The organism is Erythrobacter sp. HKB08 (assembly GCF_004114695.1).
Classification (GTDB): domain Bacteria; phylum Pseudomonadota; class Alphaproteobacteria; order Sphingomonadales; family Sphingomonadaceae; genus Parerythrobacter_A.
On record NZ_CP035310.1, the window covers coordinates 877377 to 902889 of the forward strand.

General features: G+C 57.7%; 17 protein-coding genes. 8 read left to right on the forward strand and 9 right to left on the reverse strand.

Translation table 11 applies throughout. The annotated features are described in order from the left end of the window. Nucleotides 1-87: 87 nt before the first annotated feature. From EO245_RS04150 to EO245_RS04165, 4 genes are all read right to left on the reverse strand, one after another. Entirely contained in the window at nucleotides 88-1422 is a 1335-nt protein-coding gene (locus EO245_RS04150) for an McrC family protein (RefSeq protein WP_128891744.1), read from the reverse strand. Beyond that, nucleotides 1419-4871 carry an AAA family ATPase gene (locus EO245_RS04155; protein WP_128891745.1) on the reverse strand — a complete coding sequence of 1151 codons (3453 nt, stop codon included), beginning with the start codon at nucleotides 4869-4871 and terminating at the stop codon, nucleotides 1419-1421. The genes EO245_RS04150 and EO245_RS04155 overlap by 4 nt, the downstream gene beginning before the upstream one ends. 28 nt (nucleotides 4872-4899) lie before the next feature. Then, nucleotides 4900-8268: a TM0106 family RecB-like putative nuclease gene (locus EO245_RS04160; RefSeq protein WP_128891746.1), complete on the reverse strand. Its 3369-nt coding sequence runs from the start codon at nucleotides 8266-8268 to the stop codon at nucleotides 4900-4902. Nucleotides 8269-8394: 126 nt separating this feature from the next. Then, entirely contained in the window at nucleotides 8395-9387 is a 993-nt protein-coding gene (locus EO245_RS04165) for a YafY family protein (protein WP_164931259.1), read from the reverse strand. An 86-nt stretch (nucleotides 9388-9473) separates the two neighbouring features. On the opposite strand from EO245_RS04165, the gene EO245_RS04170 reads away from it, so the two are divergent. The 3 genes from EO245_RS04170 (at nucleotide 9474) to EO245_RS04180 (ending at nucleotide 14789) form a co-directional block, all read left to right on the forward strand. Next, the gene (locus EO245_RS04170) at nucleotides 9474-9743 is read left to right on the forward strand and encodes a hypothetical protein (protein WP_128891747.1); all 270 of its coding nucleotides are present in this window, start codon (nucleotides 9474-9476) and stop codon (nucleotides 9741-9743) included. A gap of 121 nt (nucleotides 9744-9864) precedes the next feature. After that, nucleotides 9865-12933, forward strand: a complete 3069-nt coding sequence (locus EO245_RS04175; protein WP_234026957.1) for an SNF2-related protein — start codon at nucleotides 9865-9867, stop codon at nucleotides 12931-12933. Beyond that, a complete protein-coding gene (locus tag EO245_RS04180) occupies nucleotides 12930-14789 on the forward strand; it encodes a hypothetical protein (RefSeq protein ID WP_128891748.1) in 1860 nt (619 codons plus the stop codon). The genes EO245_RS04175 and EO245_RS04180 overlap by 4 nt, the downstream gene beginning before the upstream one ends. A gap of 62 nt (nucleotides 14790-14851) precedes the next feature. On the opposite strand, the gene EO245_RS04185 is transcribed toward EO245_RS04180, so the two are convergent. The 3 genes from EO245_RS04185 to EO245_RS04195 all read right to left on the reverse strand — a co-directional run bounded on the left by EO245_RS04185 (nucleotide 14852) and on the right by EO245_RS04195 (nucleotide 16326). Continuing rightward, nucleotides 14852-15184: a DUF3768 domain-containing protein gene (locus EO245_RS04185; RefSeq protein ID WP_128891749.1), complete on the reverse strand. Its 333-nt coding sequence runs from the start codon at nucleotides 15182-15184 to the stop codon at nucleotides 14852-14854. A gap of 325 nt (nucleotides 15185-15509) precedes the next feature. Beyond that, nucleotides 15510-15986 carry a hypothetical protein gene (locus EO245_RS04190; RefSeq protein WP_128891750.1) on the reverse strand — a complete coding sequence of 159 codons (477 nt, stop codon included), beginning with the start codon at nucleotides 15984-15986 and terminating at the stop codon, nucleotides 15510-15512. Further along, nucleotides 15973-16326, reverse strand: a complete 354-nt coding sequence (locus EO245_RS04195) for a helix-turn-helix transcriptional regulator (protein WP_128891751.1) — start codon at nucleotides 16324-16326, stop codon at nucleotides 15973-15975. The genes EO245_RS04190 and EO245_RS04195 overlap by 14 nt, the downstream gene beginning before the upstream one ends. A gap of 348 nt (nucleotides 16327-16674) precedes the next feature. Here EO245_RS04195 and EO245_RS04200 point away from each other — a divergent pair, with 348 nt between their 5' ends. After that, on the forward strand, nucleotides 16675-17832 hold the full coding sequence (locus EO245_RS04200) for a type IV secretory system conjugative DNA transfer family protein (protein ID WP_128891752.1): 1158 nt from the start codon (nucleotides 16675-16677) through the stop codon (nucleotides 17830-17832). Nucleotides 17833-18030: 198 nt separating this feature from the next. Continuing rightward, nucleotides 18031-19518 (forward strand): recombinase family protein, encoded by a 1488-nt coding sequence (locus EO245_RS04205; protein WP_128891753.1) that lies wholly within the window; start codon nucleotides 18031-18033, stop codon nucleotides 19516-19518. 49 nt (nucleotides 19519-19567) lie between these two features. Here the strand turns inward: EO245_RS04205 and EO245_RS04210 are convergent, their stop codons facing one another. After that, entirely contained in the window at nucleotides 19568-22345 is a 2778-nt protein-coding gene (locus EO245_RS04210; protein ID WP_128891754.1) for a UvrD-helicase domain-containing protein, read from the reverse strand. A gap of 307 nt (nucleotides 22346-22652) precedes the next feature. Between EO245_RS04210 and EO245_RS04215 the strand changes: the two genes are divergently transcribed. The 3 genes from EO245_RS04215 to EO245_RS04225 all read left to right on the forward strand — a co-directional run bounded on the left by EO245_RS04215 (nucleotide 22653) and on the right by EO245_RS04225 (nucleotide 23799). After that, the gene (locus EO245_RS04215) at nucleotides 22653-23039 is read left to right on the forward strand and encodes a hypothetical protein (protein ID WP_128891755.1); all 387 of its coding nucleotides are present in this window, start codon (nucleotides 22653-22655) and stop codon (nucleotides 23037-23039) included. Further along, a complete protein-coding gene (locus EO245_RS04220) occupies nucleotides 23039-23494 on the forward strand; it encodes a hypothetical protein (RefSeq protein ID WP_128891756.1) in 456 nt (151 codons plus the stop codon). Before EO245_RS04215 ends, EO245_RS04220 begins: the two co-directional genes overlap by 1 nt. Nucleotides 23495-23595: 101 nt before the next feature. Further along, complete coding sequence (locus EO245_RS04225; protein WP_128891757.1) at nucleotides 23596-23799, forward strand: hypothetical protein; 204 nt, start codon at nucleotides 23596-23598, stop codon at nucleotides 23797-23799. A 222-nt stretch (nucleotides 23800-24021) separates the two neighbouring features. Here the strand turns inward: EO245_RS04225 and EO245_RS04230 are convergent, their stop codons facing one another. Beyond that, nucleotides 24022-25173 (reverse strand): site-specific integrase, encoded by a 1152-nt coding sequence (locus EO245_RS04230; protein ID WP_199798680.1) that lies wholly within the window; start codon nucleotides 25171-25173, stop codon nucleotides 24022-24024. Between the last annotated feature and the right edge of the window lie 340 nt (nucleotides 25174-25513).

Below are 25513 nucleotides of genomic sequence, written 5' to 3' on the forward strand. Positions count from 1 at the left end.
GCTACTCTCGGCCTGAGCAAAATCTTCCGAACGCTGATACAGCGCGCATCTTGCCCTCTCGGCTGCAGGGTGAACTTGACCTAATGATCAAGCTGAAATTGTCCCTGCTTCTAAGTCGTTCTGATGTCTGACCAGGTTTCCAGCCTGCAATGCAACCGACTTGAGATCAGATAGGTCCAGGGTCGCTGCAAACAGCTCATCCTCGCTGCCCACAACAGAGTGCTGGCTCTGCAAGCCTGCCAGCGACTTCAGATCATCGTGGTGGGGGTAGAGCAACATCAGATCGGGACACTGGTAGATTCTGCCGTAGGCCATCATCTGATAGACGTCTGACTGGCTCACGCCCTGCTTGGGATCGTCGATCGATGGGGCCAAGCGCTTCCACTTGGTGTCGATGATCATTACCCGCTCGGACCCTCGGCGGATGATGATGTCCGGCTTTGTCATGAAGAGGCGCCGACCTGTCAGGGCGCGGTCGACATCCAATTCTGCAAGGCAATGCAGCCGTCCGCCCTGGAGATCGACCTGAAGGCCTGTACCGGCAAGCGCGCGCCTGAGTGTTCGCCCTACGAACTCCTCGAATAGGGTGTTCATCTCGAACAGCAGCGAAAACCCTCGTCCGTGGCCGCTGGTCGTCGTCTGGAAGCGTTCGCCGAGTAGGAGTCTGGCGAGCTTGAGAAGATCCTTCCAGCGGGCATTGGTGCGGTCGAGGATCACGCTGTTCCAGCGCAGCGACTGCACCGGCACGTCGCTCACGTCGGCAAAGGCAAAGGAAAGCTCGCGCAGCCTGCGCTGATTGTGTGTGGACCGCGACAGCTGCAGCAGGCGGGCAACGGCGGCCTTCATGATCTGGTTGAGGGGGATATCGCTCGACAATTCATCGAAGCGGCACGCCAGCCGGTCAGGGCTTGCAGCCAGCGTGGAGAACTGCCGAATGATGTCGAGCCGCCCGCGCAGCGTCGGAATGTCTTCTTCCATGGAGACGTAGCGGCGAGACAAACCAAGATGGACGGCTTCGAAGAGCCTGTCACAGAAGAGACGGATCAGGACCTCGAGCAGGCTTTCATCCTGCCAGCCGAGCCGCGCCATCTGACCTGCGGCAATATTGAGATCGAGCGCAACGGCGAGCATGTGCACGAGATTGCGGCGGATCTGGGCCTGGCTTGCCGCGCTGTCGCCATCGCCAAGCCCGTCGATCTTGGGAAGGATTTCGAGTGTGCAATCCTGAGCAGCGATAACGCCGACAACCTGCTGCGCGCGCAGTGCAGTCCGGCCATGCTGCAAGATGCGGGCGCCTTCCTCGCCGCCAAGCGGGTTGGCGCGCGCCACGGCGGCGATCCGGTCAGCGGCCCATTCGGGTATTTCCTCGGGCCCGTCGCCGTAGCGGATCTTGCGCCATTCAAGGACTGTGCGGCTGATCATGCAAAGGCGTCGTAGACACTGTCGTCAAAGGTGTCGCGAACCTGCCAGCGCCAGCGATCTTCGCTGAAGCCGTCTGACTGGATGCCAGCCGGTGGAGTCAGCTGGGTGCGGGTTAGAAAGCGGCCTACTCCTTCAGCATCGCCCAGAACGAGAGCGACCTTGTTCCAGTCCTCGTAGAAATATTCGGCGAGGAGCGGGATGACCCGGTGCCGCATCGTCTCGTGGACGTCTTCTATCGTCCAGCAATTCATGAAGTAGGCGTGGCCGATCTGATGCTCGCGGTCGAAGAGATATTCGATCCGCTCGTTGAGTCGGCGCAGCAATCCAACCAGGGGCACGCCCGTTCGTTCGGCGGCATCCTGGAGCAATTCGGGCTCGGGCATGAGCTCGCGAAAGGTGAACCGGCGACGAAGCGCGGTATCGAGGAGCGCGATCGAACGGTCGGCGGTGTTCATGGTGCCAATGATGTGGAGGTTGTCGGGTACCCCGAAGACATCGCCGGAATAGGGAAGCTTGACGGTCGTCTGGTTGGTCCCGCCGATCCGCTTATCTTCCTCGATGAGCGTAATGAGCTCGCCGAAGACCTTGGAGATATTGGCGCGGTTGATCTCGTCGACAATGAGAACGAACTGGTCAGGAGAGGTGTCGGAAGCCGGTGCATTGCCCGGCAGCAGCCGTGAGAGCGCCTCGAGCTTCATCCGGTTACGCTTCAGCAGATAGCAGGTGCGCATCGTGAACTTGCCATCATGGATGGTCTCAACGGGTAAAGATTCGTCGAGGACGAGGAGCCAGCGAACGGCGCGGCGATGGTTGTATTCGCGGACGTCTGTCGGCGCGTATTCGTATGGGCCGACAATCTCGCCAATCGCGCGGAAGCTTGAATTTCCATCCGGAACAATGACGATGTCGCCCTCCTTCATGGAGCTGCGGAATCGCCATAGCTGTGAGATGTTGCCATCCGAACCATGCGTGCCTGGATGAAGGTCGTTCCACTTGTCGAAGATGGCCTGATAGTCATCGTAACGGGGGTCGGACCAGTCGACTTCGCCGCCCCAGCCCAGAACGATGTAATTCCCTTCAATGGCAGCATCATAGATATGATCTTCGCTGCCCGCTCGGCCAAGAGACATCTTGAAGAACTCGCGACCGCTGAGGTCGAGCCCGGTTGGCCTGCCGGCATTGCGCCGGGATTGCTGCGCAAGCGCGGATATTTCCCGAAATATCCCTCGCTTGGGCTCCAGACGGAAACCAGCCGCTGCGCCTTCATCTTCACCTTCACCGCTCCCTGTCTCGGGCCGCAGGCCTTCGACAAAGTCTTCATAGGCATAGGATTGGTGGAAGGTGACAAAACCGATCTGCCCCGCCTCGACGAGCGTGTCGTAGCGCGCCTTCAGTTCGGTTCGGTCATCGGGAGCCGAGCCATCGCAGAGCTGCACGGCTTCCTTCGCTGTCCGATAAGTCTTCCCGGTCCCGGGAGGGCCGTAGAGAATGAGATTAGTGGGTCTGGGCATGGGCTTGGTCTCATCGTGATCTGAATGATTGTCGAGCTGTGCTGCGTCCTGGGCCTCCCTGACGACCCAAATGAATCCCTGGACGTCCCAGAGATCGCGCGGCTGCCAGCCCCATTCCTCGAATTTCTCGAAGAGCGTCTCGGCAAGGTCGAGGACCGCTGCATATTCGTTCTGGTCGAGGGGATTGTTTCCGAAGGGAGACTTGCCCGTCAGCGCCTTGCCTGCGCGCCAGAGGGGATCCGTATTGATCCCCATCGCCTCTGCCGGATGTGCAAGGGCCAGCAGCATCGAGGGAATGTTACGGCTCTCGCTGTAAGGCTGGCTCTTCTGACCTTCACTGAGAATGGGCCATGTCGCCTGTACGAAGCGATCGAGGGCTACGGCTGGATCGTCATCGGACAGGATCAGGCTTCCTGCTTCGGCTTCGAGGATCCCCGGATGAGCCTCGCGCAGAGCCTTGATCCGGGCATCGGTGCGCCAGCCGAGGAGTCCTGATTGCGGTCCAGTCAGAATATCAAGGAGGCGGCCGCCCAGTTCTTCTTCGGACAAGGATTCATCGTCCAGCGCTGCCCGGGCCTCCTCAAGGAGGGCTTCCTTGTAGCCGCGCTCTTCATCGAAATACCCGCCTTCGCTTGCGGTGAAACCAGTCCGCTCCAAATCAGGGAACTTGCTGAGAAAGCGCTGCTTGAGCCGTTCGAGCTCGGCTGCATCGAGCCTCTCATCGAGGCTGTCTACCACCCTGAATCCCAGACGCGATATGAGCTCGCGCGAACGGGTGGCATCACGGATCTGGGCATCGGCTCCCTCGACGGCGCGCAGCGCGACGTTGGCGATGGCCTTGCAGGGGTAGAACTTGCCGTCCTCGGCAATCCAGTAGGTTCTGGGCCGCCTGAAGCCATGCTTGTCGAGGAACGGGTCGGTCCCGAGTTCTTCGCATTCGCGGATTGCGGCCAGGACAGCCGCGCGGGTCAGCGCGCCTGCGCCTGATCCTTGCGCCTCGTACCAGTCGAGAACGCGGTCGAAGCTTGCCCGATCGGCGAATGTGATCTTGATAACCTCGCGTGGCTGCGCGCCGCCGGGCGGCATGTGCTTGAGGCGGCGGGGGAGATTGGCCTGGCGTCCCTGGTCCGGGGCATAATATGTCGGCGAGCCTGCTGGCGGGGGATTGTCTCTGCCGCCTTCAATCCAGATCCGGACCGATTGCCCTTCCTTTTCCAGCGCGACCTGGCGCTCATCGGCCAGAGCAAAGCTCGTGACATACTGGTTGCCGGTGTCCTTGATGGTCGGGATCTCCTCACCGTAGCGTCGCTTCAATTCGCGCTCGGCCGCTGCGATGTCGAATACGCCCTCAGCATTAAGCCTGAAGGTAAAGCGGACGGTCGAGGAATTGGCGGGTCCGGCACGGTCGACCAGCTCGCCATCGATCAGCTCGGCAAACTTGCGGCTGTCGAGTGCACTGCAGACGGCTGGCATGGCATTGGCGAGCTCGAGATCGCGGTGGATATCCCCTGAAACCACCGAGAACTGGTCTTCGCCTCTCCGGCGAGCCGGGGTCGCGTAATTGGCGGCGACGTGCTGGCGAATCCGGTCCGCCTGGCTCATATCACCTGCGGCTGCCTCGCCGTTCCTGAAACGGACATAGGCTGACACTGCCGACTTGTAGCCTGAAAGGCTGTCGTAGACCTTTCCGTCAATTTCAAGCCCGGAAGGGTTCGGCTTGCCCGCCGCCTGATCGGCAGCGGTATAGGTCAGCTTCTCGAAGATGCTCGCGCAGCCATCGTTATCGAAAGCTGCGTCGAGGTCGCCGAAGTGCTTTTCGACCCGCCGCAGATCGGAGATCCGCGTCGAGATCGAGCTTGCTACCAGGCCCTCGCTCGCCATCCATTCCCTGAACTTGTCTTCTCTCACCAGCGAAATACCCCCGCGCGCATCTTCCAAATTTCTCCGTTTCGATCCAGTCGCTTCTTCAATTACTTGCCTCGTTATTGAGCCAGGCGAGCGTATTGACGAGCTTCAGGTGTTCGACCGTTGTCGCCTCCAGTTCAAGGAGCCGTGGATTCGCGAGGACGATCGCCAGCGTGCGGGCACGGCTGATCGCCACGTTGAGACGGTTCTTCGAGTAGAAGAAGTCGACATGCCGCGGCAGATCGTCCGGGCTCGATGTCACCATGCTAACGATGACGATCTCGGCTTCTTGCCCCTGGAACTTGTCGACCGTGCCCACGCGTGCCCCATCGGGCAAAGCGGCCTTGAGCGCGTTCACCTGCATGTTGAACGGGGTCACCACGAGTATGTTGTCGAGCCCAATTGTACCCTTGCCCCCTTCGCGGTCGGTGAAGGCCTGTCCCAAGAGCCCCGCTACCAATTCGACAACCTTCGCCACCTCCTCCTCGCTTGATTGGCGGCAGCCCGCATGCGTCATCGAAAGCATGCGGATGCCATGAGGAAGCGCTACGCTTGGCGCCTTCTCGTCGAGGAGCAACTCCTGATTTGCGCAATCTGGATGCGACTTGAGCCGGCCATCATAGACCGCCGCGGAAATGAAACCGCTGATATCGGGGTGCATGCGCCAGCTGGTGTCGAGCAAGATGCCGCGATCGGGCGCTATCGTGGCCTCATTCTGGAGCAGATAGTCGAGCGTCGACAATCCGCTTTCGCCAGGATGCGCGCCTTGGATGGGTTGGCCCAGCTGCATCTGATCGCCGACCAGGATGATGTTCTGGGCAGCCGCACCCATAGCGAGCAGATGGCCCAGCGATACCTGGCCCGCCTCATCCACGATCAAATAGTCGAAGCGCTGATCGAGGTCGCCCCGCGCGAACAACCAAGCGGTCCCGCCGACCAGCTGGTAATCACCATCCTCGATGTCTTTGGCATCGGTGACATCCTCCAGCATGCTGCCCCTAAGGTAGCTGTCCTTGTCACCTGCGCTCGCCTTCTTGGCTCCATGAATATGGTAGCCATCCTCAAGCGCGACCTCCTCCACTTTCGCCAGCAGATTGTTGATCGCCTTGTGGCTGTTCGACGAGACGCCAATACGCTTTCCCGCCTTGAGCAGGGCGAGGATCATGTGGGCGCTCGTGTAGGTCTTGCCGGTCCCCGGCGGGCCCTGAATGAAGAGCGAGGAATGGTCCAAGGTTAGAGCACGCATGGTGGCCGCTTCGATGAGCGATTGCCCCGCCTGTACGACTTCGCCTGAGGTGCCGTCGGTAAACCGCGGCCGCGAACGTTCGATCACATCCACCAGCGCTTGGTAGGGGATCGCAGCGCTGCCGCCTGCGCTCGCCCAGCTTCGCACGACACGTTCAACGGCGGCTTCGAGTATGTCTGTGCCGATGGGCCAGCTCGGAATGACCGAGCCATTCTCCGGCCAGTCGGTCCCACTTTTCTTACCGCGCTTGAGCTCGACAACACCGCTTTCGAGATCGAGGTCGAACACACTGCCAAGCCGCTCCAGGCTTGGCGCGTGCAGGACTGTGCTGCCGATGCGGAGCTTCGTATCCTGGTGCGCAAAGCGATAGCGCGCCACGATTGACTGCTTTTCGGGTCGCTGCCAATCCTCGCCGTCAGGCTCGATGCCGCCAATGCAATCGCCATCGTCGACCAGTTCGTCTTCCTCGCGCTCGCAGCGATCGAAGATTGCCCAAAGCTCAGGCTTACGCGCCCGGTAGTGAAAGTCGAGCAAGTGGCTTGCAAGCTCGCGCCCTCGCTCTGACAGGCACACCGCGCCCGTGCGGACCTTGTTACGCAGCGCTTCGCGCGCCTCTTCGGCTTGGCGCGCCTCCTCGCTCTTCTCCTCTGACGGAGCCTCGGTACTCGGCTGCCAAAACGGGATCTCAGGTCGCAGCGACAAGAGCCAATCGCGCAGGCCTTCGGTGTTCTCACAATCGACCTTGTTATAGGCGAGGATCCCGTCGAGCAGGGCCTGCTCTCCGTTTTCGCGCCAGCGATGGTAATGCACGATCGATTGATCGGCCTTGGTGACATCCTCGCCGCGGCTTTCAGCAAAGAAAGTCTCCAGCGTCTTGAGGCTAAGGTCGGGTTCCGAGGTGCGGATCGCTCCGCGCACGATCGAGTAGAGATCGACGAACTTCTCAGCGCGAAGCATCTCATCGACCGCGTGTTCGCGGCTCGCGAACCGTGTCGAGAGGCGGCGCAGCACCGTCACCTCATAGGGCGCGTAGTGATAGATGTGCGCCTCGAGATGCTCGGCCAGGTGATCGCGAAAGAAATCAACCATGGCCTCGAACGCCTCTCGTTCGGCTTGGCGGTCATGGCCCCATTCGTAGCGAAAGACCGGTTCGCCGTGAGCATCGCGAAGATGCACACCCCAAAGATACTCGAGCCCGTCGGGATAGAGCGGATCGCCTTCCAGATCGAAAAAGAGATCGTGCGGGCTGGGCGCCGGCATACGGGCAAAACCGCGACCTGGTTCGATGGGCAGCAATTCCGTTGTCGGTTCACCGCCGCGCCTGGCCACCTGCAGCGCGGCCTGCGCGCGCAAGCGCTCGAAGGTCTTGGGAGCGAGCTTCGGGATCGAAGTGCCCGCTTCAAGCGCAGCCAGTTCCGCCACCGCCTCAATCCCTGCAGCCCTAAGCTTGGTGATCTGTGATGTCTGAATGCCAGCCACCAGGCTCAAATGGTCCTCCTCGCGCCAGCGCTCCGCGCAAAGATCGCGCCACCCGCAATGGGTGCAGGCGCTGCACGGCTCGGGCCGTGTCTCGGTGATCTCCTGGTCCACAAAATCGAGATAGCGGCCTTGCGCGGAGGCAAGCGTGTGTTCGAACTCAACCCGCCGGAAGCTCACCTCGCTCTTGTCACCAAGGACAAGATGCATCTCATGCGGAGCCACGCCTTGGACCTTGGCAATGAGGTCCGAATAAAGCGCCAGTTGCAGCACGTGCTTGGGGCTGGGGGTACGCGCAAGCTTCGTATCGATCACTTCGTAGGAGTGATCGCCGAGCTGCGAAGGCACATCCACCCGGCGCAAAAAGTCCGCGAAACCATGCCAGGGCTGATTGAGGAACGTCGCCTGGTAGATGATCTCCGCGCCATCACGCATCGCCGCCAAGGTCGCTTCGGCCTGCGCTTCAAGCGGGGCGTCGTTGTCGATCTCGATCACCTGCAGCTGCTGCTTCAGATCTTCGAGATACGCTCCTTCATGCGCGTGTCCCGCGTCCTGGACGAGGACCGTCGATTCATCATCGACTGCGCGATCGGGCAGCGACGAGGGATCGCGCAGCTTCTGCAAATTGAGCGCAACAGCGTGACGGCAGCCCAAGAAAGCATTGAGGTCGCTAGCTGAATGGAGAAGCTGGCCGTCGTAAAAGCGCATTAGGTTGATCTCGCCGTTAGGTGTTGCACCACTTCGCATGTCGAGCGGCGTCCGCGATTGCGGTATGATCGCTTATTGCTGACCGACATGACAAAAGCAGTCACCCCCACGGATCTCGATTTCTCCTCATGGGTAGGATGGAAAGTCCTGGCGGCGGTGGGGGTGCACGAGCTCGGCGAGCTGCGGAGGTTCTAAGACTTCCACTCCATCGCCCCAAGCATAGAGATGCCAGGCCATTTCAAGATGGCCGGAGGCGTTGAAGCGCACCACCAAGGAGCCGTCCTCAAGAACTTCACTGGTCTGTGAAGGGTGAAATAGGAAACGCGCTGCGCGGTCTGCCGCATCTGGCGCAAACTTCCACACGACCTCGCCATACTCCTGGTCATTGTGAAAAGAACCAAAGGCACGCTCTGCATAGGCGTTGAGATCAAAATCCTCAGGATACGCAAAGCTCTGATCCAGCACCTCGGCCTCACTTATGTCCTCGACGCGGTAATGCCGATTGCGTCCGTCCCTCTTGGCTGTGTCGATACCGACCAAGTAGCGGCGCGTGCCAAGCAAAAGACCGAGCGGCTCAACCTCCCGCCAAGTGGCCCCCTCATCAGCCCGGCTTTGGTAAGCAATCCGAAGCCGGAACGGCCCTTTTAGTGCTTCGGCAATCGCTGCGTCGACGGCGCTATCTTGATCAGGGCGCGGGCCTGGCCTTGCGGCATATCCCATGGCCTCCAGGATCGCTTCTTCGTCGGTTGCTAGCCGCGACGAGCTTTCATTCGGGATGAGCGCGTGGACCTTTTGATCAAGCTCTTTGAGGGCTCGTACCTCAGCGTTCATTCCTGCACGGTCGAGCTGCTCAATCGCGCTCTTGAGAGCGACCAATTCGTCCAAACCGGGTGACAGCAGCGGCGCCACAGCGCGCGCTGGGACGCGCCAGTAATGCCGTCCGTCGTAGCCGACATAATGCTCGGTTGCGGGGAAGGCCTCCTGCAGGGCCACCACCATTCGTTGAGCGGTTCGCCTCACGCATCCGAACTCACTCTCGACATCGGTGAGGCAAACACCTGTTCGCCCGCCGGCCATCATGGCCAGCCGCAGCAGATCCACGGCTTTGGAAAATGACATGCAGCACAGCTCCTCGCTAGGGTGACCGATTCTGTCGCCCTCCTTTCGTAGATTGGATTCGTCACCAAGCAAAGAGGAGCAAAACCATGAACTTGACCCATCACGCCGCCGCCCGAATCCAGCAGCGCGGTATTCCGCACGCGGCCGTCGATGCCATTTTGGCCTATGGCCGCCGTCGTCGGCATGACGGCGCCGATGTCTACTTTCTCGACAAGAAGTCGAGGTCGCGCATGGCTCAGGCGATTGGCGCGCAGACCTATTCGAAGCTCGAACGTTCGCTCAACAGCTACCTGGTTGTGGGCGATGACGGTGCGATCATTACCGCTGCCCATCGGCTAGGCCGGCTTAAGTTCTAGCTCGTGCGATCAGACTTGACGCCGCGAACTAATTCACAAATTCTAGAAGTTTAGAGCTTTGCTCTTTGGGGGAAAAATGATTCCAGCAGGTTCTCGTGTTCGGCTAAGAAATGACCCGAGTGTGGTCGGCATCGTAACTGACGAGCCGCAGACAGAACGTGGCGGGCGCCCCTTCCAGAAGATTGAACTGCCGACAGGGCGCAGGCGTGTCGTCCCAGCCAATCAGCTCGAAATCGTGCAGGAAGAAGCCGATGCATTCATCGACCTAAAGGACGGCAAGTTCTCTGCGCCCTCCGACCTGCGCCGCGCCATTACGCATTTGCGGATGACCGGCCGCCTGGCTGACATGATCTACAGTTTGGGTGCGACCAACACCGATTTTCACGCCTATCAGTTCAAGCCGGTTCTCAAACTACTCAACTCGCCATCGCGCGGACTGCTGATCGCGGATGAAGTGGGTCTCGGCAAAACCATTGAGGCCGGGCTTGTTTGGACCGAACTTGTCGCTCGGTTCGATAGCCGGCGTCTGCTGATCGTCTGCCCGAAACCGCTGTGCGAAAAGTGGCGCGACGAACTGCGCAACAAGTTCAATATTACAGCGCATATCTGCCAAGCAGATCAGCTTCTTCAGTTCTTGAAGGATGATCGTGCCGGCGGCGAGGGATTCGCGGCAATCGCATCGCTACCGAGTCTCCGTCCACCAAAGGGTTGGGATGATCCCGCTGAAGGTAAGAACGGTGCGCGGGTCGAACTCGCGGAATATCTCGAAGAGGCCGACGGTGATCTCTTCGACCTCGTCGTGTTCGATGAAGCCCACCATCTTCGGAATACCGAGACGATGAACCACCGACTTGGCCAATTGGTGTGCGAAGTTGCGGATCATAAGCTGTTCTTGTCGGCAACGCCGATCAATCTGCGTGCCAATGACCTGCGCGCGCTGCTCAAGCTCATCGACCCCGACACGTTCGAACGCGAATGGCTGTTCGATCTGCTGCAGGATGAGAACGAACCCTACGTCCGTGCCTGGGAAGCCGCGCGCGATCCGCGCGCGTCATTCGATCATCTTGAAGAGCTCATTTCTGAGCTTCCCGCAGGCCAGGTCCTGAAGACCGGAAAGCGTCTCGAGCGGCTGCGTGAGGAGCTGGCGAAGGGCATGCAAGACACGCCTGCCAATCGTGTGCGGATTGCCTCTCGTCTCGAAGAGATGTCCTTGCTCGGCACGATCATCAATCGCACCAGAAGGCGAGATGTGGCGGAATTTAAGGTCGAGCGTCGTCCAACCACCGTGCGCTGGCCGATGGCGCAAGTCGAACGCGACTTCTACGAAGCCGCCAGCGACGAGATCGCCAACTATGCGCTCATCAACGACATCAACGAGCGTTTCCTGCTTGCGCAAACGCAGCGCTTGCTCGCCTCAAGTCTCCCTGCGGCCTATCGTCATTGGGGCACCCGAACTGGCAATCTCTCGCTCGATGATGACGACAACGAATACCGCTATAAGACTTTGCCTGGTCCTCTGACCGAAACGCTTGGTGCGATTTGCGATGACCCTCACGTTCTCGCCGCACTCGAGGCAAGCGATACCAAGTTTCAGCGGCTCGTGGAGTGGCTGCGCAAAATCCGCCAAGATCATTCCGATGAGAAGGTCATCATCTTCTCTAGTTTCCGTAAGACGATCGATTACTTGGCGCGCCGCTTAGATGATGCCGGCTTGGAATCGATCGAACTCCATGGCGGGATCGATCTCGATCGACAGACGATCGTCAATCGCTTTGCCGATGCCCCTCCCGGTACGGTCTTGTTGACGTCGGAGGTGGGTGGTGAAGGTCTTGACCTGCAGTTTTGCCGAATCCTCTTCAATTGGGATTTGCCTTGGAATCCGATGCGCGTCGAACAACGGATCGGTCGTATCGATCGTATCGGACAGCAATCTCCTTCTATCGACATCATCAACCTCATCGCCAAGGACACCATTGAGGAACGCGTCTACGAACGTCTTTATGAGCGCCTTGGGATCATTCGCAGCACGCTGGGCGATTTCGAACCCATTCTCGGCGAGATCATTCGCGATATCGAGCTTGCGCTCGTCAATCCCGAACTGACCGAAGAACAAAAGGTCGCCGAACTCGACCGTTCGGTCCTCGCCGCAGAGAAGCGCAAGGCGATTGCCGAAGAGCTTGAGCAGGAAGCGCCAGGCCTCATCGCTCATGGCGACAGCATTCTTCAGCGGATCAATGAAGCTCAAGCGCCGCACAAACGGCTCACGCCAGAAGACTTGCGCGATTACATCGCTGGTGTCCTGGTCTCCGCCTACAAGGGAAGCAGCGTGGAGCCGATTTCAGACGTGGAGATCGACGCTTACAAGATCAGGCTTTCCGCCACCGCCGACGTGGAATTCAACCAATTCCGAAATACAAGAGCGCGCCGATACCCCACGAGGTTCTCGCGCGACGGAACCAGCGGCGTCCGGTCGGTTTTCGGAAGTAATCCGCAGCCTTCAAAATACCGCGCGATCGAAGCAATTCCGATGACGCACCCATTGTCGCGCTTTGCCGCCGAGCAATTGGATAAGCGCCAGGCAGGCCTGCGCGCAAAGCCGGTCACAGCGATTGAAACTTCCAATCGCGCCGGATGGAACCTTCCTTCAGGGCGCTATGTCTTCCTTGTTGAACGTTGGTCGATTGAAGGGATCGTCCCTGTCGACAAACTGGCCTTCGCTGCCTGCTCCTTCACAGGCGATAGGCTGCTTGAAGAGGACCAGGCCGAGCGTGTTCTCATCGAGAGTCTCACCAGTGAAGCGCGCATGACGAGCCTCTCAAGCGGGGATTGCGATCGCGCTCATGACCTTGCTGCCGATGTCTTGGCGGGACGGTTGGAAGAGCGCCGTTTGGACTTCGAGGATGCCGAAGCTGCCCGCCACTTCGACTTGGTCAGTACCCAGAAGGCCTTGATCGAGGAGCATCGGACCCGCGAGACCAAGAAATACAAGGAACGGATTTCCGATCTGCAGTTCTCGCAAAACCTCAAGCGGCGCAATCTGATCCCAGCGCTCGAGGGCAAGTTGCAGAAGGTTCTTGCTCGTCTCGAGCTTCGTGAAAACGAGATCCGTCAGCGCGAAGATCTGCTCAGCTACGAGGAGCCCCTTCTTGTGGGCATAGCGGTCATCGACATTACCGGAGACGGCGCATGAGCAAGTCGAACGGTAGCCTCGCGGACCAGCTGCAAGCGCTTGGCGTCGCAAAGCAGAAGGCACCGAACCAGCCCAACAAGAAGAAGAGCAAGAAACCTGTTTCCGATTTTCGCTCGAAGGCGCGTGAGCCAAGCGTCGCGGACCTCGAAGCGGAGATGAAGCAGAAGCTTGCTGAGGCCAATGCCCAGACCGAGCACGCCGAACAGACAAAGGCGCGCGAGATCAAGCCGGCCAAGCGCAATGCTACCCCTGTTATCGTCGAGACGCGAAAGAGCCCGCCGTCTCGAACAGTGGACCCTGGCCGCAAGCCCAGCAAGGCAGTGCGACCGGTCAAACAGCCGAAGGGGCAGTTGACGAAGTCAGCGTCAAAGCGGCTTCATTACGAGCCAAAGCCTGCGGTGAAGGAAGCTCCCAATGCGCCGGCCAAGGCCGCTCCCGCTCCGAAGCACAAGCCTGCACCGCCGCCCGAACCTTCGCCCCAAGAAATTCCAGGTGAGACCATGCCGTTTACCGCCGCTGAGGCGTTCGCGCACATTACGCGAATTGTTGGAGGCTCAACGCCTGCCATCGAAGAGCGTCCCAGTAGGATTCAATCGGGCGAAGCACGCCGATTGGATGACGCCGTTCGAAGCGGAGCTGAGTGGCTTCGCGACAATCCTGAACCCGATTTCGACAATGGCTTTGTCGTAGGCTTCGACTTTGGCACCAGCTCATTGAAGGTCGTGGTTCGCGATCCCTATGTCGCGGGCAATCCTGTTGCAGCACTGCCAGCGCCTGCGGAGCTGCGTTCCCAAGGCCATCCGTACTTGTGGCAGACGGTCGTTTGGTTTGATCCTACCAACGAGACCTTCCGGCTCTACCCGACGCCCGGCGCGATCACACTAGAAGGCTTCAAAACTGGTATCATCGCGGGGAAGGGCTCAGAGCCCATTTGCGACGAGCCCAAGATTTCCCGATCTGAAGGCGCTAGCGCCTTTATCGCGCTGCACCTTTGCCACCTTCTCGGATGGTATGCGAAGGAGAAGCCCCTGGCGCGCAGCAAGGCGAAGAATTTCCTCGCTATCAATATCGGCGTTCCGGTTGCGACTAGCGATAATCCAGATGCATTGCAGCCGTTCAAGGAAGTGGTTCGCGCCGCCGCCGAATTGGCGTGCTCCTGCGAACCTATGACGCTCGAACGGGTCAGAGCGGCCTTGGATATGGTCCAGGCAGAAGATCTGCCCGGCGGGTTCGACCTCATTCCCGAGCTCAGTGCAGCGCTCGTTGGTTACGCCAGTGATCCGAACTCACCCTGGGGCGCGCACGTCCTGGTTGATGTCGGAGCATCGACGCTCGACATGGTCGCCTTCAACCTCGTCGAGAATGACGATGAAGCCCAGATCAAGGCCTTTTCCGCGAGCGTGGAACTACTTGGCGCGGCGGCATTGGAGATTGCGCGTAGTAAAGCCATCGCAGACGCGGACTTTCTCAAGGCATGCAACCATCAGTTTGGCGACACCTATGGTTATGCCTGTCGCGAGGATGTCGCCCCCATGAGCTTCAGCAAGAAATGGAATCCTGATCGCAAAGATGTTCAGCTCGTGGTGACCGGAGGTGGATGCGCCACCTCGGTGCATTCGGGCTTCATAAAGGATCTCAGGAGTCCGACCCGCGTGCTTGGCCAAGGTGATATTGCTCGTCCAGAACCTCCGCGTGAAATTGCTGCGATTGACTGTGATCGATCGCGTCTGTTGTTGGCGTTTGGCCTGGCACATGACATTCCCGATATTCCACCGCCTACGCTTCCGTCGCGTATCCCGAAGATCGGTCCGAAGCCTCAGGACGGACCGACTTATGTTGGCCCCGAACAAACATGAGACAATCAGTAGTTTGAAAGAAAAGGACACCGCCTGAGCGATGTCCAAGTTTGCGCTGACGCCTAATATTCTGAAGCCAGCATAATCGTGAGAACGCGCTTCGTTATGTCCAGATCTGAAGGATCCTCGCTGCCCGACGTCATGTCGAGTGCGTAGTAATCAATCTTCCAGAAGATCCGCTGCCCACCATGATCGAACGCGCCAAAGTCGTGTTCGCCATGCGGGTCGTTGTCGTGGTCGAACTGGTCGAAACCGGCCACCTTAGCGGCAACCGCTTTCATCCCTTCATCGCCAAGCTCTTTGATGCCTGGCGTGATGAAGATGTCGCCGCCAATCCCAGACCGGCGAAACCTGTCATTGAGGCGCCGGATACGCGCTGTCTTCTCTTTGTCCATGATGTGCTCTCCTGCAAAATCCGGCAACACACGATTGCAGCCGGAGCCGTGCAGAAGAGCTGGGCGACCGAGATCTCATGGCCGCGCCCTCGTTTGCTTGATGGAAAACACCAAGGGCGCTGCCCTTTCGTTTTCCAAAGCATGAAATGCATGGGGCCGTGACTCGCTCTCCTTTCGTCGGGCTGCGTCCGCACCACCCCCAAGGCATTTCACGCTTTCCTTTTCCCATCCCGTTCTCGCCGAAGGGCAGGGCCGATGGTTACATCGGCCCAATTTGATTGAAGCAGCGCCTCTTCGCGCTGCCTCATCTCGAAGAACTGAAGAACTACATTTTGCTCGCAAGGAACATCGCTCCTCCTTGCGCAGCTTGATGGCCAAGCGCCAGAGCTTCGAACAAGACCATCTGATGCGGTTCGCGATCCCGGAACGTCCGTGAGGGAACCTTGCTTTCAAACTCCGGATGTTTGTCAGCCAGGTAGCGCGCCTCATCGAACCGAGTGCGAAAGAGCTTCTCTCGCTTCATGGGCAGAAGCTGCGCGTTCGATTGTGCCGCTTCATCCTGGATGGCTTTGAGTAGAGCCTGCGTTCTTACGCCTTTGCGTGTCCCCGCTGCGGTGTCCTCCATCACAATGAATGTGGGAAGCAGCAGGTCGATAAACTCCCTCGCAAAGCTGGCTGCCTCGTCCGGATTGAGTGCGGCGCGCTTCGATGTTTGCCAGGTGGCAAGCTGCCCATCCTCGATAAACACGAAACTGACCCTTCGATATCCGGCGGCAAACGCCAGAAAGCTAAGCCCCCGCATGATTCTGGGTTAAGGCGGCCGTCAGCTCCCTATCCAGTCGTTTCAGAGTGTTGTCTCGATTAAAGTTGGCCTCTTTGGCCTCTGCCACCTCAGGAAGGTCTGGCAGGTTGCGAAACAGCGCTTCGCGGGCGGATTGCATGATCTCCTGATAGACCTGCGTGAAGCTTCGATTGTAGATGATCGAGAGCCTGCACATTTGCTCGATTGTCGGTGGTCTGACGCCCTCTTCAAGGGCAGCAACGTCCTGGCTTCCAAGCTCTAGCAAGATGCAAAGGTCACGCTGTGACAGTCCTGCTTTTCTGCGGGCCGCGCACAGATCATGCGCAAATTGTGTGAACATATTTGGTTGGATTAAACTTGTAATGTCCACCTAAACATTATCGCGCATCCCAGAGCGGCTCTAGTACGCCCGCAAGCCCCAATCCCCACTTTTGTGGCAGAGGGTTATGTCGCCGATTTCATGCCCTAGACCGACGCTGTGCGAGGCGCGCACGCTCCTTCGGAAAGGTTGTCACCTTTCCGGATTGGTGCCTCACACAGCGTCGGTGGTAATACAGCCTCGCTCCCTGTGAGGGGCAGAATATCGCGCTGCGCGAAGGGCCGTCTAGTCCGCCCTACCATTAGAGCACATGGCATAATGCGCGGGCGCACTAGTCGGCCCGCCTTAGCCCATTGCACAATTGGCTTGATGCAATCTCACATCGTGCTCGGCAATGCAGACACACGGCGCGGCCCACGTGCCTTTTCGATCAGCCCCAATGATCGCCTCAACCATCAATATGTGATCGGGCAAACCGGCACCGGGAAGTCGACGCTTCTGGCGAACATGGCGGTCCAGGATGCGAAGCTCGGCAACGGGTTCTGCTTGATCGATCCGCACGGTGATCTGGCTGACGAATTGTCCGAGCTGATCACAGCTCCACATATCCATTGGCGTGTGGGAGATCCGGATTGCCCCTATGGCTACAATCCACTCACCAAAGTGCCGCAAGCGCGCCGCCCTTTGGTCGCGTCGGGTTTTGTCGAAACCCTCAAGAAGCAATGGGGTGACAGCTGGGGCCCACGCATGGAGCACTTACTGCGACAGGCCGTTCTTGCGCTACTCGATCAACCTTCAGCCACCATGGCCGACATTGTCCGAATCTATGTCGACAAAGGCTTTCGCCAAACGGCTCTAACCCGGCTTGTCGATCCTCAACTTCGAGCGTTCTGGCATGATGAATTCCCGCGCATGAATTACCTCACAGCGATCGACGGCGTTGCGCCGATCGCCAACAAGGTGGGGGCGTTTCTCGCAAACCCAGAGGTGCGCGCTTCGCTTTGCGAACCTCAAAGCCCAATCCGCTTTCGCAAGGTGATGGACGAAGGTCAGATCATCCTGGTTGGCCTGGCGAAGGGGCGCGTTGGCGCGGACATAGCCAACGTTGTCGGTGGTCTCGTCATGACCAATATCCTCAATGCGGCGATGACCCGTCACGAGCTGCCATTGCAGGATAGGCGACCATTCTTTCTCTACGCCGATGAGTTCCATGCATTCACCACTGCCAGCGCCGCAGATTTGCTCTCAGAGGCCCGGAAATACGGCCTAGGCTTCATCGCCAGCCACCAACATCTCTCACAAGCTGACAAGGCCGTTGTGGACGCTGTGATTGGCAATGCAGGCACAATTCTATCGCTGCGTATTGGCGCACAGGATGCGCCGCTGATCGCCAAGCAATTTGGAGAGATCGAGCCGCGCTACTTCCCGCAGCTGCCGAATTATCGCGGTTTTGCCCAGCTGATGGTCGATGGCCACAAGCGCAAGCCGTTCTCATTTCAGACCCTGCCGCCTGCCACAAAACAGTGAGTTGGGAGTTCTGGGCGGACTAGGCTGGGCCGGATCGTTCAAGATACGCTTAATGGGTATGGACCCTCGCCTAGAAGCCTATCTCAAAATCTGCCGCGAAATCTATGAGCGCCGCATTCTTGATGGCACCTGGCCATGGATGGACGACTCGCAAGAATCTGAAAATATGGTAGGTTCTGAGAACAACAATAAGGACTTATGAAGCGGTGTTTTGCCTACATTCGCGTCTCAACTGTTAAGCAAGGTGAGGGCGTTTCCCTCGAGGCGCAGCAAGAAGCGATCACGCGTTTTGCGAGTCAGCACAACCTCTCGATCATCCAGTGGTTCGAAGAGAAGGAGACCGCTGCAAAACGCGGTCGGCCACAGTTCAACAAGATGGTTCGTGAGCTCAGAAATGGGCGCGCCCATGGCCTGATCATTCACAAGATTGATCGCTCTGCTCGCAACCTTGCCGATTGGGCCAGGATCGGAGACTTGGCTGATGCAGGCATCGATATCCATTTTGCGACTGAGAGCTTAGATTTTCGGTCACGTGGTGGGAGGCTTGCTGCTGATGTGCAAGCGGTAGTGGCTGCCGACTACATTCGGAACCTGCGCGATGAGTGCATCAAAGGCATGAATGGCCGCCTCAAGCAGGGTTATTATCCGTTCCGAGCTCCGATCGGCTATCTCGACAATGGCAGGGCACGGCCCAAAACGCTTGACCCTCTCAGAGCAGGTTTGGTGAGGGAAGCATTCGAACTTTATGCTTCGCGTCGCCATTCGCTGAGAACGCTTCATGCGGAACTGCAAAAGCGTGGCCTCACCAATCGCCAAGGCGGCAAGCTGACTTTGCGCGGGCTTGAGACAATCCTGAGAAACCCATTCTACACGGGAGTGATTTTCATCAGGCGTACCGGAGCTACATTTCAGGGCAATCACGAGCCGCTGATCTCGGCAAATCTGTTTCAACGCGTGCAAGACGTAAAGGCTGGCAAGGCTGGACCAAAAGTGACCCGGCACAATCATCTGTATCAAGGCCTCTTCCGGTGTGGGGCGTGCGATGGCCCTATGGTTCCCGAACGCCAAAAAGGCACCGTCTACTATCGCTGCCAGCGCCGTGATTGCATCACGAAAACAGTCCGCGAAGATCAGATTGCAGCCTCAATTCGATCATGCTTGGCCAACGCCCAGCTCACTGAACAAAATGCCAGAGATGCCCGCCTGGCAATTCGCGGTTGGGTCGCAGAGCGAAAGAACCAGAATGACGATCAGAGCTTAGTTCTTCGAGAAAGCAACCTGCACAGTCGGAAAGCTAGGCTGACGGACGCTCTAGTTGACGGGATGATAGAGCGTGAGGACTACAAAGAACGACATAAGGCGCTTGTGCTTGAAGAGCAGATCCTTCGAGAAGAACGGGCTGCATTCGCTTCACTAGACGCGAAAGCCGAAAATCTGCACTCGGTGATCGAACTCACAAAAAACCTTACGCAGGGCCATGATTTGGCAGATCGGCAGCAGAGACGTGCCATTGTCGAAATGGCAACATCGAACCGAACTGTGACCGGCAAAAAGGTATGCATTGAGCCGCAGGATTGGCTTCAAGGGCTCAAAAGCATCTCGGCCGTCCCCTCTGGTGAACCATCTCGAGACAGAGATCGAACTATCAATGAGATCATTCATGGCATTCCCAGCATACAACAATGAGCCAAATAGTTCAGAACCCAGTCGCACGGATTGCTTGAGGCTAGACAGCTCAAGTCCCAGCAGAGTTTCCTTTTGGTGGGCGAGAAAAAGTCCGATCAATTGGTTTCGTGTGTCTGCAACTCGGATACTGGTTGCAGCCTAAGAACGTGGATCCATTCGGTCCCTGCCGCTCCACCATCTGCCCAACGAGACAAGCGGGGCACTGATCGAGCTCCTCACCGTCTATTGTTTCGAAACGGACGTTCTCACCCGAAATCTCGCATAGCTCGCGGATGAAGCGTGAGGGTTTCCGATCATTCGCCAGAAGGAAAGTCCCGCGGCTAGCTCTCGTTAGCGCAACGTAGAATAGCCGTCGCTCTTCAGCGTATGAGTAGGTCTCTGGTCGCGGAATCACCAGATTCAGAAGTTCGTCATCTTCGATCCGGCTTGGCACTCCATAGTCCCCCTCACTGACGTCGAGGAGGATCGTGTAATCCGCTTCGAGACCCTTCGCGCGATGAAAGGAAAGGCCACTGACTTCGATATTTGCATAGTCGGGTTCGCGAATCTTGAAGGGATCTAGGTGATTATAGCGCCACAACACCAAGACCTTCATTTTTTGTCCTGGCTCAGTCCTCCATTGCTCGGAAATGCCTTCTAGGAACGCGTCGAGGCGCGCTAACAGAGTTTGGCAGGCAGATTCGAAACTGGGCTTTTTCCATTCGACCTTGACCGGAATGATCCTGATCGAACGCGCGATTGCTGGGCGCGTCGATCGCACAGTCTTCCCGATCTGCTCTGGATTGCGCTGGACGAACTTTGCGGCGGTCTCGGCGATAAGCTGATTGCAGCGGTAGGTTTGCTCGAGACGCCCCTGCCAGCAGGGTCCAAAATTCGCCTCAAACTGGGTGAAAATGGTGATGTCAGAGCCGGCAAAGCGATAGATCGACTGCCAGTCGTCACCTACCGCGAAGACTTTGCTGAACGGCCGTTGATGTTTGAGCGCCTTGATGAGGCTCGCTCGCGGGTCCGAAATGTCTTGGAATTCGTCGACCAGGATCAGAGCGTAGGGGCTTTTGTACTGGCCAGTCTCTATTAGACGGACAGCATCGCCGATCATGGAGTCGAAATCGATCCGGCCTTCGCCATCGAGCTTTTGCGAATACGCCTGCGAAATCTTCCACACTGCCTCTGCGAAGCGAGTTGCACGGGCCTTATCGTGAAGGCTCTTGGCGCGTTCAAGAAGCATGTCCAGGTTGAGATGGCTAGCCCGGATATGCTTGATGCAGACCGCGATTAGCTTGTGGTAATGCTTGATCACCACCGGTTCGAGCGCCTTCAGAATTTCTTCCGTATCACGCCTCTCGAGAGGAATGTCGCGTTTGCCGAGTTCTTCCTCCAACCGAGAAAGGAGTGTGACTTTGGTAGCCTGCGCAGACGTCGTCTCAAAGAAATCAAGTTCGCTTCTGCGATAGGCCGACCGCTTTTCTTGCGCATGCTCGGCGTAATTAGGGAATGGGGATGACCCATCAGCGTTGATCGCGAAGTGTTCGTGGAGCGTTTCGGATTGGGGATAAAAGAAATCGGGATGAACGTGGCGGACCGAGCCGTCGGGATCGCTTACAGCCAACTGTCGTTCGTAATCGAAATGGACAGAATTGACCCACAACCAGTCGGCTATGCGCTTCTCCTGCAATGATTTGACGAAAACCCCTGAAAGCGTTCCGACAATAGAGGAACCTTTGTCGATCCGGTCAGCAATGTACCGACGGTAGTCGTCCTCGGAATCGAAAGTCTCGGCTGGGATATCTGCCTTCTGGAATATCGTGAGCAAATCGATCCATAGGCGATGAAAATCCGCGTCTTTCTCCATCAGCTCCTTGACCAGCTGATCGATAACACGCGCCTCTCCAGCCGGGTGCTCGACCCAATTGGCCAGCTGAGGGGGTTTTCCTTCCGTTTCTTCAATGATCCCACGGCCAAGAGCGTGAAACGTCGTTACCTTGCATTGCAGCTCATCCTCGTCGAGCTGTAGCTGCCGGGCGATGCGCTCCTTGAGTTCGTCTGCGGCGCTACGGTTGAAAGCCAGCACTAGGATTTGGTCTGGTTCGTAGAGATTCTTCTCCAGGGCGTATGAAACCTTCCCGACCATGGTCGCCGATTTTCCTGATCCGGCAGACGCAACCAGCAGGTTATTGTCTTCGAGGCGGATGCAGGCTTCTCGCTGCTCCTGTGACAGGCAAAAGCCTCCAAGGTCATCAAAGAACGATCTGTACCTTTTCAGTTCGGTCACAACGAAAGCTTCGTTGTACTGATGCCTGACCCACGGATTGGTCAGGATCTCAAACGATTTTGGAAGATGCTTTTGTAGCGACCCTGGTAAAAGCGCGGGATCGAACAGCGGGTGAGAAAGTGCCTTGGAGGCGCCACCGGGAACCTGCGATATCGCCTTGGCAATGTCGGCGTGAGCTAGGTACTGACGACTGCCTTCTGTCATTTCCCGGATCCGTTCATCGACTGACGTCAGCTGTGCCTTGTTCTGTTCGATGAGCGTCGAGAGATAGCGATTGATAAACGCCAGGGTTTCTAAGGCGATCTCAGACGCGGCAGTCGCGCCAAGGCCCGAGAAGCGATGAGTTTGCTCATTCGTCCGGATTTCCACCGTATGCCAGAGTAGACCCTTCGCAGTCGAAACAGCGTTGATCTCGAGACAGGCCAAATCGAAGGCGCCGTCTGAGAAGCAGGAAATGCGGTCTCGCACTGAACCGTTCATCACCAGCTTCCAGTTTTGCAGACGGAAGAGGCGAGCCCACAAGCTTGGTTTGAAGGTTCGGTTACGGCCGATCATATAGTCTTTTCTCTCGCTTTCCGATTTGTGATCACGGCAACTCCTAAAGTCCAAAGAAAACGCAATATTACATAGAGGGCTTGCCGAATGTTCAATGCCGTACTTCGGCCTCGCGCAGCATCCCAATAATCGGTTCTGGCGTGTATCTCTTCCGTGCCATTCTTTAGCTCCTTTCAAGCCGCAAATAGCCGCCATCACCACAAACGATCTTGCCTCGCCCTGCAGGACTGCCTTACGCTACGCTTCAGGCCGTCCAGCAGGGCGACCATAACCGCCGGAACTCTAACTTGACCGGTGGGCCACCCTGATGGGGCAGGTCAGTGATGAAGGTCTTCTCCGTCTGATGGATCAAGCCGAAGGTCAGATTGAACGCTTCCGCTCGGAATGCTTGGCATCTGGCCGGTGTGCGCCTGAGCCGAAGGCTTGGCACGCTCTATTCAAAACTATCACCAAAGGGTTTTCGCGAGAGGAGTGGCCGCCGCTGCCATTGATCTTGGGTGCTTCCGAGGCATCTCCACAATCAAAACTGGATCGATTGATCGAGCATTTGGAATGGGCAGGATCGCGAAACAAAACCACTGAAGCCTTCGACTTTCTCGCGGCTTTGACCGATCAAGATTGGCAGACTGCGAAGAAGGAGAACTGGCACTCGACGAGCTATTGGGTCCTCGATGAAAAGGATGAGGCGGAATAATGGCCGTGCTAGCAGAAGCCATTTCGGTGATCATTCGGGCTGATCGGCTCCTCGCTGCTTTTGACGGTGATTGGGACGCCTTCAAGGGGATCGTGCCGAACGCAACGCTATGTGCCGATGGAGAGATCGCGAGGGTAGGTTTCATGTCCCCAGCCGAAGTGGAAGCATTCTGCAATCGGCTTGAAACAGTCGGCCTAGTCTACCGTGCTTCAGAGGTGGCAGTCGACTTCACGGTAGCCGATCAACAACGCGGCCTGATGTACCCAACCCCTTGGCTGGAATGTGGGAAGATCCCTTGGCAAGGAAGAGAGGAGCAGATGATCACGGCTTGTAGGCTGAAAGGCAGCGAGGTGCAGCAGGTGGTTATGCCTGACGGCTGGGAATGGGAAGGCTCGCTCTCTCAGGATTTTTTGTTTCTGCAAACTGGTCGGGATCCAGGGGGGCAATCCAACTGATGGGCAGAGGGAGCTATAGTGGCGGATCAACGATTATCGGTCCTCACAGCAAGGGTTGGTTCTCGAAATCGAATGGCCCTGAGGAGCCGCTGCCACAGGAAGTGCTCGATCAGATCGAGGCCAAACGCGACAAACGTAAGGCTGAGAAGAAGCGCAAGAAAATCGCCGCAAAGAAGGCAGGGAAGCTCAGCGCCAGAGAGCGCGCGGAAGAAAAGGCGGCTCGCGATCGCGCCAAGGCGGCAGCTAGCGATGTGACCGTGGAGGTTCGCAGAACCCGAAAGGTTCAGCAAATCAAGAAGGTGTGAAGGTGCGCTGATGGCTTGACCTGCCCCCAGAGAAGTGAGCCACACTGAGAGTTAGGATTTCGGCTATTTGCGGCTTGTGACCTGCCCCATCAGGGTGGCCCACCGGTCAAGTCAGAGTTCCGGCGGTTATGTTCGCCCTGCTGGGCGGCCTGAAGCGTAGCGTAAGGCAGTCCTGCAGGGCGAGGCAAAATCGTTTGTGGTGATGGCGGCTTTTGGCGCTTCCTAAGCCGATATCGGCAGCAAAAGATGGCTTTCCCAAGCGACAAGCAATGAACGCCGCCTCTCTAGTCGATCTGATCGCTGATAAGCTCCAACAACCCCAGCATCGACATGGTGGCCTAACGCCCCTTCCTTGACCTCAAAGGCGGCATCAGTTTGCTCCTCAGCCCACGTGCGAAACGTAGTTCTGAAGCCGTGTGGTCTGGCCTCGTATCCTTCTCTCTTCATGAAAGTCGACATAGCCATATCGGAGATTGGCTTGCCGCGCAGCGCTGGGAAAAGATACTTATTCGGCGAGCGTTCCCTTGCGATGTCGACTATTGCGATTGCTTCCGCGCTTAGTGGCACGCGATGCTCGCGCCCAGTCTTCGTGCGCTCGGGTGTGAGCTTCCAAACGCCATCCTCAAACTCATTGATGGTAGCGAGGCGAACTTCGCTGGTCCTGGCGGCAGTGAGGATGAGGAAACGCAAGGCTAGTGCCGCGGTATGCTCCTGATCGCAAAGCCAACGATAGAACTTTGGCGCATCGGCGTATGGCATCGATGGTATGTGCTCAGTCTTGTGCCGCTGTTTGCCGAGAAGAGCCCTTGCTTTCATAGTTGCCTGCAGATCGACTTCGAGCCCTAACGCAGCTGCGTACTTGAGCGTTTGCCCGATGTGCCCGAGTGACTTGCGAGCGGTCTCCGCTTTGCTGTGCCAAAGCGGCTCCAGTGTCTTCTTGATCATGTGCTGGTCAATGTCCTCGACCGGGATGTTGCCGATCTTGGGCAGAACATGGTTTTCAAGGAGGCCGAGCCAGCGTTTGACGGCGTTGGCATTCTTGAGTTCGGCCTTCTTGGCCTCGAAACAGCCTCGCGCCGCCTCTGCAAGCGTCACGACGTTCGGGGCTTGGCGCTGCTTCGCCCGCTCCACAATCGGGTCTAGGCCGTCGCGAACCGCTTTTCGGGCTTCAGCAGCCCTCTCACGCGCTTCTGCGATTGATACGTCGGGCCAGGAACCCAAACCCATCTCACGCCGCTTGCCACGAATAACGAGACGGACAATCCACTTGCCAGCGCCCTTAGATCGCTTGATCAACCAGAGGCCTTGGCCATCAGCATATTTGCCTGCGTCAAGGTTTCTGGCCCGCATCTGAGTAAGCGCATTCAGCTTCACAGCCCACCTTTTCGCATTTTGGGACTCGAACATGAGAGCCTACCCAATAGTCCACCTTTTGACATGCGAAATTGTGAAAATCAATGTTCAGCTATGTTGGGGGTACTCCGCGCATAGCATTGTGAAATAACGAGAAAAAATGCCAATATGTTCAGCTATGTGAAAATCGCTGTGAGTCCTCTTCTGGGCACCATTTCAATGACAATCGAGACCCGCTCCACGCCTTGCCGCTACGGCATGGGGCGATAGCGTTTGCGTGGTTTACGCGGGGCCTCTCCATCAGCTACGACCCCTGCCGAGAGTCGCGGAAATCCGCGGTTTTGCAGCAATGGGACTAGGG

Coding starts and splice junctions, on each gene's coding strand:
- EO245_RS04150 (WP_128891744.1), bottom strand. CDS start 1,422: ATGATCAGCCGCACAGTCCTTGAATGGCGCAAGATCCGCTACGGCGAC.
- EO245_RS04160 (WP_128891746.1), bottom strand. CDS start 8,268: ATGCGCTTTTACGACGGCCAGCTTCTCCATTCAGCTAGCGACCTCAAT.
- EO245_RS04165 (WP_164931259.1), bottom strand. CDS start 9,387: ATGTCATTTTCCAAAGCCGTGGATCTGCTGCGGCTGGCCATGATGGCC.
- EO245_RS04170 (WP_128891747.1), top strand. CDS start 9,474: ATGAACTTGACCCATCACGCCGCCGCCCGAATCCAGCAGCGCGGTATT.
- EO245_RS04180 (WP_128891748.1), top strand. CDS start 12,930: ATGAGCAAGTCGAACGGTAGCCTCGCGGACCAGCTGCAAGCGCTTGGC.
- EO245_RS04185 (WP_128891749.1), bottom strand. CDS start 15,184: ATGGACAAAGAGAAGACAGCGCGTATCCGGCGCCTCAATGACAGGTTT.
- EO245_RS04190 (WP_128891750.1), bottom strand. CDS start 15,986: ATGCGGGGGCTTAGCTTTCTGGCGTTTGCCGCCGGATATCGAAGGGTC.
- EO245_RS04195 (WP_128891751.1), bottom strand. CDS start 16,326: ATGTTCACACAATTTGCGCATGATCTGTGCGCGGCCCGCAGAAAAGCA.
- EO245_RS04200 (WP_128891752.1), top strand. CDS start 16,675: ATGCAATCTCACATCGTGCTCGGCAATGCAGACACACGGCGCGGCCCA.
- EO245_RS04205 (WP_128891753.1), top strand. CDS start 18,031: ATGAAGCGGTGTTTTGCCTACATTCGCGTCTCAACTGTTAAGCAAGGT.
- EO245_RS04210 (WP_128891754.1), bottom strand. CDS start 22,345: ATGATCGGCCGTAACCGAACCTTCAAACCAAGCTTGTGGGCTCGCCTC.
- EO245_RS04215 (WP_128891755.1), top strand. CDS start 22,653: ATGGGGCAGGTCAGTGATGAAGGTCTTCTCCGTCTGATGGATCAAGCC.
- EO245_RS04220 (WP_128891756.1), top strand. CDS start 23,039: ATGGCCGTGCTAGCAGAAGCCATTTCGGTGATCATTCGGGCTGATCGG.